The following is a 14,234-nucleotide window of genomic DNA, read 5'->3' as shown; positions in this document are numbered from 1 at the left end:
TGCAATAAATACCGCCAGTAGCCGGCGATGTAAGTTTTCAGTGCTTGTCAGAAAAACAAACAGAAGACACGTTAATTTTGCGCGCAATTGAAAAATAATAAGAAAAAAAGTCTAATAAACATGAAGATAAGCATTAGTCAGATTTTTTGATTTTTTGGCACATTGATTGCTTAGATCGCCTTACAGTTGTCGGGAGGCTTATCACTGAGCCGTCTCGCACACTGGTTCAGGGGTGGTCCGTGCCGAGAAATTTGCCACTCGTATTGCGCGCAACGATCAGAAGTGTCGCGGCATGGCTTCTGGTGACGGTTTGTCTGACAGCAGCGGCGAGTCCGATTGTGGCAAACCGAAAGGATGAGTCGACCGAGAGATACGTTGGCCAAGGGATCGGGGAAACGGGAGATTCAGGTGCGCCGGCAGATAGGAAGGGCGACGAATCTTCGCGATTGCTGGGACTGGGTTCAGAGGTGGAAGAGCGAACGGAGACCTTGCTGACATATTTCGGTATCGAGCCGCGCTTGGTTTTGCCAGGGTCACAACGGGACGCCGTATCGGCGGGTATGGACATCCAAAGTCAGGAGTCGCAGGAGGCCAATAATCGTACATCCGTGGTCCCGGAGCCGAAGGAGGTGTTGCTGCTGGCAGTAGGCGCCGCCCTGCTGATTGGTGGCGGAGCGCTTAGACGCTGGCTCGCGCGGCGGCCGTGACTCGTTCAGAGGTGTGCAAGGTTTCTGGCTATTCGGTTTCGATTTTGGTGATTAGCGCCGGAAGAGGACGGACACGAAATTGTTGGTGGTGTTGTTGAGAGTGATATAACTCGGCTGTCAGCCGCGGCGGACCAAGGTCTGGTGAGGCGAGGGGACAACGATGTACACGAGGGGCCTGAAGCATTTCATTCAGGTGGGTTGTGGCAAGGCGATTGATTCAGCGGGCATTGTTCGCGAGTCGCCGCACGCCGACCTGTGCGCGCACCGCGAACCGGCTGATCGAACCGATTTGCGTAGTGTCGGCGCGCAACTGATCGCACGTGCAGCGGCCGGTCGCCAACAGCGGTTCATGCGATGAACACGCTACGTGTGTTCAATCATTACATGCATGTCCGCTATCTGCTGCTGGGCGTCTTTCAAGCCCTCATGCTGATTGTTCTGGTCTATGTTGCAGCACGTATCCGATTTCTCGGATACGCGGTGCCCATGACCGAAGAGCCTGTGTTGCTGCTTCCCCAGGCCTTTGTTTTTTCCGCCGCATTGATGTTTGGCATGTGCGCGGTGGGCGTGCTCAATCCGCGTCTTCGGGATGGCCATCTTCAGGTCACGTTGCGTGTACTGACCGGCTGCGGTCTGGGCGCATTGTTGCTGATGCTTCTGTTCTACGTGCTTCCGTCGCTCTATCTTGGCCGGGGGGTGTTCGCGTTGGCGCTTGCATTGGGTTTGGTGCTTTCGCTGACGATACAGATTGCCTTTTATCTTGCTGTGGATCGCAGCGCGTCGCCGTGGCGAGTGCTTTTCCTCGGCGCCGGAGAAAATGCGGGCGCCCTGTTGGCATTTCTTCGCCGGCGCAGTGATCAGAGGCTCTTCCATACGGTAGGTTGCGTCCCCGTAGAGGGCGAGGAACGAAAGGTCTCGCCGTCGTTGCTGCTGGATTCCGACGCGTCGCTGCTCTCGCATGTTCGAGCCCTGCGCGTCGACGAGATCGTGGTCGCTATGGACGACAATCGACGGGGTTTTCCGACCGACGAGTTGCTCGCCTGCCGCATGGCCGGCGTGAATATCATCGACACGGTAACGTTCTACGAGCGCCAGACGGGTAAGGTCAAGACCGAACTGCTCAAGCCGAGCTGGTTCATTTTTTCCTACGGTTTCCGCGTAACGCCGGTCCAGGACTTCGTCAAGCGGGTCGTGGACATTACCGCCTCGTTACTGCTGATGCCCATCGCCTTGCCCGTTATGGCAGGTGTTGCCCTTGCAATCATGATCGAGGAGGGCACAAGCGCGCCCCTGCTGTTTCGTCAGCGGCGAGTTGGTCATCGCGGGCGCGTTTTCGAGATCTGGAAATTCCGCAGCATGATTGTGGACGCGGAACGCGCCGGAGTAGCGCAGTGGGCCACTCGGAATGATCCCCGCGTGACGCGCGTTGGTGGGGTGATTCGCAAGTACCGACTCGACGAGTTGCCGCAGCTGTTCAACGTGTTACGCGGAGAAATGAGCTTGGTTGGCCCGCGGCCGGAGCGTCCGGAATTTGTCTCTGAGTTGGCGGTTCGATTGCCCTATTACCGGATACGCGAGCATGTGCGTCCCGGTATCACCGGATGGGCACAGGTGGGCTATCCCTATGGTGCGTCGGAGGATGACGCCAACAGCAAGCTCCAGCTCGATCTTTATTACATCAAGAATCGCAGCGTCTTTCTTGATCTGCTGATTCTTCTGGGCACGGTCGAAGTCGTACTCCTTCGCAAGGGAGGACGCTGATGAGCCCCACCGATGTCTGGCTGCTTTCCAATAGCGTGGGTGGGTTGGCCTTTGCCGGTCTCACGGTGTTGCTCGCCTGTACCCAAGGGGGTACTCAGACCCGATTGCTGGTGGTGGCATGCGGGGCGAATGCCGCGTGGTGCCTGATGATGGCTGCCGCATTGGTCCTGCAGATCGCTGGCCCATGGCTAGATCTCGCAGAGACCGTACGTGGTGGCGCGTGGCTGGTGTTCCTGTCATGGCTTCTACCGCGCGCCTCCTTCCGACAGAACCGGCTGATCAAGACGATGGCCCTGGCATTGCCGGTGTTGCTCGCGACCATGCTGCTCGGCCAGATGATCTGGCAACCGGCGGCCGAAGCGACAACCCAGCGCAGCACCGGATTCTTCATCGGTGTCGCCGCGATCGCATTTTGTGCGCTGGTGATGCTTGAACAGATTTATCGGACAGCGAATGCGGACGAGCGCTGGGGTATGAAATATCTGGTGCTTGCCGTCGGGCTGCTGTTTGCCTACGACTTCGTGATGTATTCGCATGCGCTGCTTTACGCAGGTATTCCACTTAACGTCTGGGAAGCGCGCGGCGTGGTCAACGCACTGGCTGTTCCGCTCATCGCCGTATCCGCAGACCGCAACCCCTCCTGGTCTCGAAATCTGCGGTTGTCGCATCAGGCGGCATTCCACACCGGCGCGCTTGTGGTGGCGGGCGCCTATCTGCTGTTCACCGCGCTCGGCGGTTATTACATCCGTAACTTCGGTGGCAGCTGGAGCGACGTTCTTGGTGTGTTGTTCGTCGTCGTCACGCTCCTGGCGTTCTCCGTGCTTTTGTTGTCGGGCCAGATCCGGGCGCGAGCGAAGGTCTATATCAAGAAGCACTTTTTCAATTACAAATACGATTACCGCGAGGAGTGGCTCGGTTTGACGCGTCGTCTCACACAGACAGACGAGTCGAGCGATCCTTATGAGCGCTCGATTCGCGCGGTCGCCCATATCCTCGATAGCCCGGCCGGCGCGCTATGGCTCGAGCGCGACGGAGTCTACGACTTCGTCTCCCAGTGGAACATGGCGCCCGCGGAAAATACGGCGGAGGCGATAGATACGTCGTTCGTCGATTTTCTGCGCGATAGGCACTGGATCGTCGATCTCGACGAGTACGCCCGAAACTCGGCCCATTACGAGAATCTGGCGCTGCCGGTATGGCTGTCGCGCATTCCCCGCGCACGTCTGATCGTTCCGCTGTTCTTCGAAGCACGCCTGCTGGGGTTCATGGTGCTTGCGGTGCCCAGAGCGGGTTACGCGCTGACCTGGGAGGACCTCGATCTGCTTCGGACCCTGGGCAGCCAGGTGGGAAGTTTTCTCGGCCAGCAGGAGAGTCACGTCGAGCTTGCGCAGGCGCGTCAGTTCGAAGCCTACAACCGGCTCACGGCGTTCCTCATGCACGACTTGAAGAACATCGCATCACAGCAGTCGCTGATCATTCAGAACGCAGAGAAGCATAAGCGGAACCCGGAATTCATAGACGACATGATCATGACCGTCGAAAGCTCCGTGACGCGAATGCAGCGACTGCTCGAGCAATTGCAGCGTGACGGAGGGGATACCGATCGAGTGCGACGGGTCTCTGTGCTCGCTGTCGCGGACCAGATGATGTCGACGCTCAAGGTTCGTAAGCCCGTACCGTCGCTTGCATGCGAGGACAACGCGTTCGTGACCGTCGATCCCGAGCGGTTCGGGATGATTCTCGGCCACGTTGTTCGCAATGCCCAGGACGCTACGGGGAGCGAAGGCCAGGTCGATGTTCGGGTTATCACCGCGGACAAGACCGTGCGCATTGCCGTTTCCGATGACGGTATCGGCATGAGCGCGGCCTTCATACGTGAATCGCTGTTCAAACCGTTCTGTAGTACGAAATCCTCCCGCGGCATGGGCATCGGGGCATATCAGGCTCGCGTCTTTGCTCGCGCCGCGGGCGGGCATGTGGAAGTTGAAAGTGTTCCGGGTGTGGGGACCACTTTCACGGTAATTCTTCCCTCTGCGGGCATCGAACATCTGGAGGCCCGCCCCATGGCGGTCGGAATGAAATGAAACGCCATACAGCCACACTGATGATTGTCGAAGACGACCTCGCTCTGCAGCGCCAGTTGCGATGGAGTTTCGATTCGTACGAACTCGTATTCGCCGAGAATCGAGGCGATGCGATTGCGACCCTGCGCCGACACGAGCCGCAGGTCGTCGTACTCGATCTGGGGTTGCCTCCCGAGCAGGATGGCGTTGAAGAGGGTATGCGGGCGCTGTCCGAGATTCTGCGTCTCGCGCCGGAAACGAAAGTCATTGTTGCGACCGGTAACGGCGAAGACGATAACGCCCTGAGAGCGATTGCCCTCGGGGCCTACGACTTCTATCCCAAGCCAATCGATACGGCCGTTCTCGGCCTGATCATCGCCCGTGCCTTCCATATCGCCGACCTCGAATCCCAGAACCGGGCGTTACGGCACAGTACCGGTGGTCCGCTGGAAGGGCTTATAGCGGCCAGCGATGTGATGCTCAAGGTGTGTCGTCTGGTCGAGAAGGTTGCACCCACCAACGCTACGACGTTGTTGCTGGGCGAGACCGGCTCGGGCAAGGAGGTTCTTGCCCGAGCGCTTCACAATCTGAGTGCGCGTCGGGACGGACGTTTCGTTGCCATCAATTGTGCGGCGATCCCCGAGAATCTGCTCGAGAGCGAATTGTTCGGTTATGAGAAGGGCGCGTTTACCGGCGCCAATCGCCAGAGTCCGGGCAAGATTGAACTGGCTCAAGGCGGCACGCTATTCCTCGACGAGATCGGTGACATGCCGGCCTCACTCCAGGCGAAGATGTTGCGCTTTCTACAGGAGCGCGTGGTCGAACGCGTCGGCGGTCGTGAAGAGATCCCGGTTGATGTACGGGTGATCTGTGCAACGCACCGCGATCTCACCGCTCGTATTGCGGAAGGCGAGTTTCGCGAGGATCTGTTCTACCGCGTCGCGGAAATATCGATCACGATTCCTCCGCTTCGCGAGCGCGACGGTGATGTAGTGGTGCTTGCCAAAGCCTTCTTTGAAAAGGCTGCCGCGACCAACGGCATCACCCTCCGGGGGCTGGCGCCCGAAGCGATTGTGGCGATCGAACGTTATTCCTGGCCGGGCAACGTGCGTGAACTGGAACATCGCATCAACCGCGCGGTGATCATGGCAGACGGCAAATTCGTGACCGCGGCGGATCTCGGTCTGAACACCACAAGCGAAAGCGATACCCCTCTGCGCTTGAATCTGCGTCAGGTTCGCGACGAAGCCGAGCGGGGAGCGCTGGAACGTGCGCTACGCATGGCCGAGGGCAACGTATCCAAGGCGTCGAGACTGCTGGGCGTTTCGCGTCCCGCGCTGTACGACATGATGAGAAAACACAGCATGCAACCCTCGCAGGTCTGACGGTGAAGCATATGTCGGTCGATCAACACGGGCATGAGGTAAGCACGATGAGCGGGATGCTGCGCAGGCATAACTACCTGATATTCATGGTGCTGGCGGCATGTTTCGCCATCGCGGGCTGTGGCTTTACCGAGAGTATCGACAGTCGGATGGAGAAGGCTTCGGCTGACGTCGAGGCCGGGCGATACCGTGCGGCCGAGATTCATCTGAAGAACGTGCTTCAGAAAGAGCCATCGCACGGCGGCGCGCGGCTGCTCCTCGGACGGCTGTCTCTCGCTACCACGCAGTACGAGGATGCGGTTGAGCATCTCCAGCGTGCGAGTGATCTCGGCGTTTCTGCGCAAGAGATCAACCGGCCTTTGGCAAAGGCGCTGATCGGAGCGGGGCGTTTCGATCAGGCACTCACCCGACTGGCCGACTCGCCAGATGGCGCGGAAATACTCGCGCTGCGCGGCGACGCCTTGCTCGGCCTCGATCGCGACGAAGAGGCCGCAGCAGCTTTTGCCGAGGCCCTCGAATTGCAGGCGGACTATCCGGCGGGGCTGGTAGGCCAGGCGCGGCTGGCTCAGCGGTCGGGCGACGACGCGCGGGCCGGGGAACTGCTGACCCGTGCGCTGCAAGTCAGCCCCGATTTTCTGCCCGCACTCGAGGCGCGTGGCGGGCTCGCCTATAGCGACGGGCGTTGTGCCGATGCAATCAACGATTTCGAGCATGTCGTCGGTTTGCCGGTCACCGAGGTCTCGCGCGTGCAACGGTTTGTGGCCCGCGCCTTCCTCGCTGACTGTCAGTTGCAGCTCCAGGAGTTCGGCCCGGCCGAAGAGAACGTCGCGATTCTTATCAAGGAGGGGCCTGACAACCCTTATGCCAACTACCTGCAGTCGCTGGTGTCGATCCGCCACAAGGATTACGAGACCGCAACTACGCACCTGCAACGGCTGCTCAAGCTAGCGCCGCAGAACCCGCGCGGACTCACGCTGCTCGCATCGGTCAAGATGGCCCAAGGCGAGTATCAGCTTGCCGAGGTTTATCTCAACGAAACCTTGGCGCGAACGCCGGGCAATCGGTCTGCGCTGCGAATGCTGGCCTCGTTGCAAGTAAAACAGGGCCGCGCCCAGATTGCGGTGGAGCGGCTTCAGGACGCATTGGCGGCTTCACCCAACGACCCGCAGATCCGGGCAATGTTGGCCGAGGCGCTCGTAAGTGCCGGCGATAGCGAAAGTGCGTTGCAGTTTGCGCTCGGAGAGTCGGATCAGCAGATCAACGGCGCCTGGTCGATCGGCCTGGCTGCCCGAATGGTCGATGCGGGCAACAGCGAAGCGGCAACGGCCTTGCTTGACGCCGTTGATGGCAGTGATGGCGCCGATGGCCAGAGTACCGCGCAGCTCCGCGTCGCTTTGGCTATCAAGGAAGGCAAGATCGATCAGGCGGTGACGCAAGCTGAGGCGCTTGCCGCAAAAAATCCCGGTTCGCCGGCCATGAAGAGGCTCCTGGCGACCGCCTATGTTGCGGCGGCTCGACTTGACGAGGCTCAGCACGTGCTTGAGGCCGGCCTGGCAGAGAATTTGCAAGACGCAAGTTTCCAGCTCGCGCTAGGTTTGCTGGCGATGCGCCAGGGGGATTTTGATCGGGCTCGCACACAGCTTGAGTCGCTGCTGGATGGTGCTGATCCCAATGCGCATCCGAATGCCCTGCTCGCTATGGCAAAACTTGAGGGCGTGCAGGGAAACGAGGGCGCCGCACTCCAATGGTTGGAGAAGGCCTATGAGTCCAGGCCCGATGATCGGTTCATCGCGGTGGCCTTGAGTCGTGCCTACCTTGCGGCCGGTCTATCGGGCAAGGCAGTCAATGTCACGTCGAAGCTTGCCGATGGGCAGCCCGACGATGCCGAGATGCGGCACCTCAACGGGGTCACCCTGATCACGGCCGATCGGATTGATGAGGGTATCGAGGATCTCGCTCGTGCCGTACAGATCGAGCCCGAGTCGCGTAGCTATCGCATGGATCTAGCACGCGCGCAGCTGGCTGCGAATCGACTGGACGCGGCCCGGGAGCAGTTAACGAATGTCCACGACCGTTTCCCGGATTACGCGCCGGCGATTACCTCACTCGCGATGACACAACTACGCCAAGGGGACGTCGATACGGCCATGGCGACCGCGGACGAGTTGGCCCGTAATCCCGAGGGCAAGGTTGCCGCAGAAGTTCTTAAGGGCAGCATTCATTCTGCTCAGGGTCAGTTCGCGGCAGCCGCGAAGGCGTACGAGCGCGCGCGAAATCTCAAGCCAAGCCAGGCCCTGACTTTCAAAGTGTTCGAGGCGCGCCGACGTTCGGGCGACGAAGCTGCTGGAGAGGCGCTGAAAGAGTGGTTGACCGCACACTCGAGCGACGCCCAGGTGCGTCTCGTGTATGCGCAGTGGCTCGAGTCGGCAAAACGCACGGCACAGGCGGCCAATGCGTACGAAACGGTGCTCGCCAGCGAGCCTGAGAATCCTGCCGCGTTGAACAACCTCGCGCTCTTGTATGCCGAAACGAACAGCGAGCGGGCTCTAAAGCTTGCAGAGCGCGCACACGCACTCGCCCCCGGGAACCCAGCAATCACCGACACGCTGGGTTGGATCGAACTGCGGTCTGGTGATCGGTCACGCGGCCTTGCGCTTATTCGTGAGGCAGCGCAGGCGGCCCCCGGACTGCTTGAGATTCAGTACCACCTGGCGTTTGCACTCGCGGGTTCTTCTGCTGAAGCCGAACGGGCAGAGGCTCGAGAAATACTGGGACGGCTAATGGCAAGCCAGGAGGAGGGCGAGGCCCGTGCTCGTGCGAATCAACTGTCGCAAATGCTTGCTTTGCCCGTAACGCCTACCGACGGCTGATAAATGGCGGAGCAGGCGGATCCTTCATTTCACAGCAAGGTCGGTTTGAATAAGGATCGGGATGAACTCTGATGGATGCTATGTGAGCTAAACATCAAAGCATCAAATAGTTGGACTAAAACAATGTTGCGCGTAATTAAAATACTAATTAGAAATGAAGCGAAGAATATGTCGAAAAATATTACAAAAATATTTTTCGTGAGTAGTTTTTCAAATCGTTTTCTGCCGTTTCCGGAAGTGCGCATTACTGTAATAAGCAGCTGTTAAAAGGTGCTTTATTTGTTTCTGTGTGCGGCTAATTACGCGTTCTCCTTCAAGTGTCAGTTTTTAATAAGAATTAAAAAATAGATAAAAGTGGAAGAAAAAGCTACAGTGTTCAAAAGACCGACAAGATATGAATTTTATCTTTTCGAAGGACTATCTGATGTTCACCTAGAGGCGCATCAGTGAGAGGTCGATAGAGCCAGTAGTGCGTCTCGCTGTGGATCAGGTGAGCCGTGGATCTGTAAACGGGGTAAAAAAAATGAAAGCCAAAACAATTTCTCGTGTGGTCTTCGCTGCGCTGGCACTGATGGTGCTCGGGGCCTGTGCGACCCCGCCGCCACAGCCGGTCGGGGAAACGGCCCAGGCGCCGGATTATCGGATCGGGCCCGGGGATGGGTTGCGAATACACGTTCGCAACAACCCCGATCTATCCATGAGCGTTCCGGTGCGCCCCGACGGGAATATCTCCATTCCACTCGTGGAGCAGATGACCGCGGCCGGGAAGAACCCGATCGAACTCGCGGACGACCTCGAAACCGCCCTGTCGGCTTACATTCGCGACCCACTGGTCACCGTGATCGTCACCAGTTTCGTCGGCACCTATGAGGATCAGGTGCGAGTGGTCGGTGAGGCAGCGCGGCCCCAGTCGATGCCTTACCGGCGCGGTATGACGTTGCTCGACGTCATGATCAACGTGGGAGGCCTTACCCAGTTTGCTGCAGGTAATCGAGCGCGACTCGTGCGCGAGGTGAGTGGGGAACAGAAGACTTATGGGCTTCAACTGCAGGGGCTGCTTGGCGGCGATATAGCCAGCAATGTCGCGATGCAGCCGGGCGATGTCGTGATTATCCCGCGGACGATGTTCTAGCGGGCTGCGGGCATTCGAACTGATTCCTGCCATCTCTCACGAGTAACTCATCATGCAAGAGTTGTTGAGCCGCATTTTCGACGAACTGCGTAATGCGTGGCGGTATCGCTGGCGTGGGTTGCTCATCGCGTGGATTCTGGCGGTCACGGGCTGGTTGTTCGTGTACAGCCTGCCGAACCAGTACCAGGTCGATGCGCGTGTTCACATCGATACGAAGTCCGCGATTCATCCGTTGCTCAAGGGACTCGCGGTGCTGCCGGACGTCAAACAGCAGGTCGATCTGCTCATTCAGACGGTCCTCAGTCGACCCAACCTGAAGGACATTGCGCGCCGTACCGGGCTCGATATCAAGGCAAGTACACCAGAGGCCGAAGTCGCTCTACTGGACAAGCTCGCGAATCGCATACGTATTCGCAACGCCGGCTACAGCATCAACCTGTATAGCGTCTCGTTCTCCAGCAGTAGCGCGGAAACAGCCCGTGCCGTCGTTCAGCAGGTCATTAACATTATGACCAGTATGGCGCTCGCCGATGGTGGGGCGGATTCAGCCCAGGCCATGACATTTCTCAGTCGCGAGGTGGAATCGCACAAGGGCGAGCTCGAATCCCTCGAGCGTGAGCTGGCTAATTTCCAGAAAGACAACGCCAATCTGATGCCGGGCCGTGAAGATTACGTCACGCGCGTCCAGTCGATGCAAGACGAATTGATTGGGTTGAAAGAGAAGCTGGCCGCAGCCAATGAGCAGCGACGCTTGCTCCAGGGCCAGGTCGCATCGGCGCGCAGCGGGGGCAGCCGGATCGTGCCGGCTGAGCAGAGCGAGCAGGTGCGTGAAATAGACGCACGCCTGGAGCAAGCAGAGCGTAATCTCGATCAGCTTTTGAGCCGATATACACCTCAGTATCCGGATGTCGTGAGCCTCCAGCGGGATATCGATCGCATGCGCTCGGAGCGGGCCGGTACGGTCGCTCGACTGCGCCGCAACCCGGAGCGGGTGACCTACGGCGGTGGTGGTGATCGCGTCGCGCAGCGGGAGTTGGCTGAAGTCGAACTCGAAATCGGAGGGCTGGTGCGCACGATCGAACGGCGCCAGGCGACGATAGATGCGCTTGTTGGCGACGCCGACGAGATCACCGAGGCACAGGCGCAACTCGCACAGCTGCGTCGGAACTACGACTCAACCAAGGACCAATACGAGAAGCTTCTGGGTCGTCTGTATTCAGCGCAGTTGTCTGACGAGGTCGAGCGCAGTGGCAACGGTCTGAAGTTCAACGTTATCGACCCACCGGAAACACCTGCGGAACCGGCCGGGCCTCAACGTGCACTGCTGATGGCAGTTGTACTCATTGGCAGCCTGGGCGCGGGCGGGGTGTTCTCTTTCTTGATGAGCCAGATTCGTCCGGTGTTCATCAATCGCCAGACGCTGACCGAGTTCACGGGCCTGCCGGTGCTGGGTGCAGTCACCCAGGCAACAAGCGTGCGTCAGAACGTTCAGCGCCAGACAGCACTCATCCTCTTCCTGGTGGGCGTTGGAACTCTCTTCATCGGCTATGCGGGTGCCGTGGCATTTGCGCCGATGGGGACACGCATGGTGCCTACCTTTGTGAGCAATCAATGGCTATGAGCATCGTCGAAAAGGCCGCGGATCGTCTGCGTCAGAACGATCGGCCGCACGCGCCCGATCGTTCGGCCCGTCAGCAGTCGGCGGCAGTGCCATCGCAGGTTGCGGGTACGGTCGTTACGGCCAGAGAAGAAGCCACCGCAGATCTATCGCGAACCGAGCGGGTCAGCATAGAAGCGGGGCATCTCAGACGTGCCGGACTCCTCGCACCGAAGTCAATGGACAATCAGCTAGCGCGAGAGTATCAGCGGATCAAGCGCCCGTTGCTGGCAACACTCACCTCCGGCGGTAGCTACGGCCCGATCGTCCACGCCAACCGTTTGATGGTGGCCAGTGCTGCCCAGGGCGAAGGAAAAACCTTCACGGCCTTCAATCTGGCTCTCAGCCTGGCCCGAGAGAAGGACCATTCCGTACTGCTGGTAGATGGCGATGTACTCAAGCCGGGTATCTCCCGCGCGCTCGGGATCGACGGACGTCCCGGCCTGATGGACGCGCTTCGAGATGAGAGCGTGCCGTCGTCGAGCCTCATTCTGCAGACAGACGTCCCGGGGCTGTCGGTGCTGCCCGCGGGCGAGCGTTGCGAGGAGATGGCGGAATTGCTGTCGAGTCGTCGTATGAACGAGGTGGTGGAAGAGCTCTCTGCCGAGCCGGCACGAATTGTCATATTCGATTCGTCGCCGCTGCTGGCCACACCCGAATCTCAGGCACTCGCTTTGTCCATGAGCCAAGTGCTCGTCGTCGTCAAAGCGGGCTCCACCGAGCGCCGTGCGCTCGAGGCGGCGCTGTCGTTGATCGATCACCCTTCGCGGCCTACCAGCCTCGTGCTGAACCAGAGCCGCCGCGGGCATGGCGATCTATACGCGGGATATTACGGGGTCTATGGAGGGGGGAAAGACAGTGGCGAGACTCAGAACTGATCTCCGGCGGGGCGAACAGGTGCTCGACCGCGGCGAGCGCCTGCACGTCGTGCGGCGCTGGCTGTTGCCTTTCGCGTGTCTGGCCGCGGCCGGTTATGCCCACGCGCAGTCTGACGACGCGACAGGGGCGCAGGCGCCGGCTTCCGGCTGGAGCAGCGTCGCGCCGCCTTCACCGGAAGACGGCGATATTCGTGGCAGCGATCCGAATCGGGATTATTCCCGGCTGAGCCCGTTTACGTTTGGAGCGGCCTCCTACCAGCCCGGTTTCGACGGTTGCGCGCTGGCAGGTAGTGCGCTGCGCGACCCGCAGGGCGTCTTCGCCGAACTGGTGCGTCCCGAAGGTCTGTCCGGCCGTGATTCGCGCTTCTTTCGTCTGTCGCTCGGCGCTTCGGAGACATATACCGACAATCTCCGACTCGCACCCGAAGGCGAGGAAATCAGCGACTACATCACCCAGATAACGCCACGAGTGGATGCCTGTGCCAATAGTGGCCGCATCCGCGGCGAACTGGCGTATCAGCTGCAAGGCGTGGTGTACGCGCATAACAGTCGATTCAACGACGTTTACAGCAACATTGCGGGCAACACCACAATCGAGCTGCTTGCTGGACGGCTTTTCCTCGGGGCCGATACGAGCTACGGCCAGTCGGTGGTTGACCCGTCGTTGAGCTATTCCCGGTCCAGCCTGCTGCGTGCCGATAACAGCACGAGCGCCTGGATCACCAATATCAGCCCGTATTACCTGCAGCCGTTGGGCCCGCTTGGCGACGCCACGCTGCGTTATCGCTACGGGCGCACCGTTTATGGCGATTCGGATATTCCAGAATCGCGCTTGCAAGGCGCCTATTTCGATCTCTACAGCCCCCCGACTTCCCAAGAGTGGTCGTGGCATGTCAATGCGTTCACGCAGCGAGTCCGGCGCATCGATGGTGATGCCGGCGGTTTTTTCGATGGCGTCGATTTCAACAACGGCTTCTTCGATGAGAACGGACAGCCGATCGACCCGGCGGATTTTTACGACGAACGACCGGACTCGCGTACGACCTATTTCGACAAGGCGACAATCGATATTGGCTATCGTGTATCACCGACCCTGCAATTACTTGTTCTCGGTGGTCTAGAGGATGAGTACGAATCCGACGGCACCAACGATCGCCTGAGCAGCCCACTCTGGAATGTGGGCTTTCGCTGGGACGAACCATCCCGCTTTCTCGAGGCGCGCATAGGGCACCGGTTTTTTGGCACCAGCTACTTCCTGACTGCAGGTTTGCGGGGGCGGATTCTGGACGTTTCTCTTTCCTATACCGAAGAACCCTCGACGCAGGATCTGAACCAACTCAACCGGAACGCAACGGTTCAGAACACCGCCTTCCCGGACCCGACCACGTCGCTTTTCGAACGTTCGGTATTCGTCGAGAAGGAGGTGTCCGTCTCCGCGGCTATGCGCACGGGTCTCGCGCGCACCACGGTGACGGGGTATCACCAGCGCCGCGAGTACATCGCCAATGTTCCGGAGGAGCAGTTGTACGGCGCCGCTGCACGGATCGACTATCAGCTGCGGCCACGCACCGCGCTCGTGCCCTCGGCGGGCTGGGAGCATCGCGAATCGCGCCTTGGTATGGATACCGATGTAACCGATCTCGGTTTGAGTGTTGTGCGTTCCCTGTCGACGTCGCTGCAAGCCTCGCTGGGCTATAGCCACGCCTGGCGCGATGCGGATAGCCGTGAAACGGAGTACGACGAGAATCGTGTCGTGCTGCAGGTCATGAAGTACTACTGAT

At 59.5% G+C, this 14,234-nt stretch carries 8 protein-coding genes; all 8 read left to right on the top strand.

Annotation, left to right across the window (positions count from 1 at the left end):
- Positions 1-1,061 precede the first annotated feature (1,061 nt).
- The 8 genes from SADO_RS15910 to SADO_RS15875 all read left to right on the top strand — a co-directional run bounded on the left by SADO_RS15910 (position 1,062) and on the right by SADO_RS15875 (position 14,233).
- Complete coding sequence (locus SADO_RS15910) at positions 1,062-2,468, top strand: TIGR03013 family XrtA/PEP-CTERM system glycosyltransferase (RefSeq protein WP_353113160.1); 1,407 nt, start codon at positions 1,062-1,064, stop codon at positions 2,466-2,468.
- On the top strand, positions 2,468-4,552 hold the full coding sequence (prsK, locus tag SADO_RS15905; protein WP_353113158.1) for an XrtA/PEP-CTERM system histidine kinase PrsK: 2,085 nt from the start codon (positions 2,468-2,470) through the stop codon (positions 4,550-4,552). The genes SADO_RS15910 and prsK overlap by 1 nt, the downstream gene beginning before the upstream one ends.
- A complete protein-coding gene (gene prsR, locus SADO_RS15900) occupies positions 4,549-5,916 on the top strand; it encodes a PEP-CTERM-box response regulator transcription factor (RefSeq protein ID WP_353113156.1) in 1,368 nt (455 codons plus the stop codon). The genes prsK and prsR overlap by 4 nt, the downstream gene beginning before the upstream one ends.
- 11 nt (positions 5,917-5,927) lie before the next feature.
- The gene (gene prsT / locus SADO_RS15895) at positions 5,928-8,786 is read left to right on the top strand and encodes an XrtA/PEP-CTERM system TPR-repeat protein PrsT (RefSeq protein ID WP_353113154.1); all 2,859 of its coding nucleotides are present in this window, start codon (positions 5,928-5,930) and stop codon (positions 8,784-8,786) included.
- A 523-nt stretch (positions 8,787-9,309) separates the two neighbouring features.
- Positions 9,310-9,918: an XrtA/PEP-CTERM system exopolysaccharide export protein gene (locus SADO_RS15890; RefSeq protein WP_353113152.1), complete on the top strand. Its 609-nt coding sequence runs from the start codon at positions 9,310-9,312 to the stop codon at positions 9,916-9,918.
- 52 nt (positions 9,919-9,970) lie between these two features.
- On the top strand, positions 9,971-11,539 hold the full coding sequence (locus SADO_RS15885) for an XrtA system polysaccharide chain length determinant (protein WP_353113150.1): 1,569 nt from the start codon (positions 9,971-9,973) through the stop codon (positions 11,537-11,539).
- Positions 11,536-12,453 (top strand): AAA family ATPase, encoded by a 918-nt coding sequence (locus SADO_RS15880; RefSeq protein WP_353113148.1) that lies wholly within the window; start codon positions 11,536-11,538, stop codon positions 12,451-12,453. Before SADO_RS15885 ends, SADO_RS15880 begins: the two co-directional genes overlap by 4 nt.
- On the top strand, positions 12,434-14,233 hold the full coding sequence (locus SADO_RS15875; RefSeq protein WP_353113146.1) for a TIGR03016 family PEP-CTERM system-associated outer membrane protein: 1,800 nt from the start codon (positions 12,434-12,436) through the stop codon (positions 14,231-14,233). The genes SADO_RS15880 and SADO_RS15875 overlap by 20 nt, the downstream gene beginning before the upstream one ends.
- Position 14,234: the final 1 nt, after the last annotated feature.

The organism is Salinisphaera dokdonensis CL-ES53 (assembly GCF_040361215.1).
Classification (GTDB): domain Bacteria; phylum Pseudomonadota; class Gammaproteobacteria; order Nevskiales; family Salinisphaeraceae; genus Salinisphaera; species Salinisphaera dokdonensis.
The sequence above is the reverse complement of the archived record's forward strand: the minus strand, read 5'-3'. Positions and strand labels throughout refer to the sequence as shown.

Coding starts and splice junctions, on each gene's coding strand:
- SADO_RS15885 (WP_353113150.1), top strand. CDS start 9,971: ATGCAAGAGTTGTTGAGCCGCATTTTCGACGAACTGCGTAATGCGTGG.
- SADO_RS15890 (WP_353113152.1), top strand. CDS start 9,310: ATGAAAGCCAAAACAATTTCTCGTGTGGTCTTCGCTGCGCTGGCACTG.
- SADO_RS15910 (WP_353113160.1), top strand. CDS start 1,062: ATGAACACGCTACGTGTGTTCAATCATTACATGCATGTCCGCTATCTG.
- prsR (WP_353113156.1), top strand. CDS start 4,549: ATGAAACGCCATACAGCCACACTGATGATTGTCGAAGACGACCTCGCT.
- prsK (WP_353113158.1), top strand. CDS start 2,468: ATGAGCCCCACCGATGTCTGGCTGCTTTCCAATAGCGTGGGTGGGTTG.
- SADO_RS15880 (WP_353113148.1), top strand. CDS start 11,536: ATGAGCATCGTCGAAAAGGCCGCGGATCGTCTGCGTCAGAACGATCGG.
- prsT (WP_353113154.1), top strand. CDS start 5,928: ATGTCGGTCGATCAACACGGGCATGAGGTAAGCACGATGAGCGGGATG.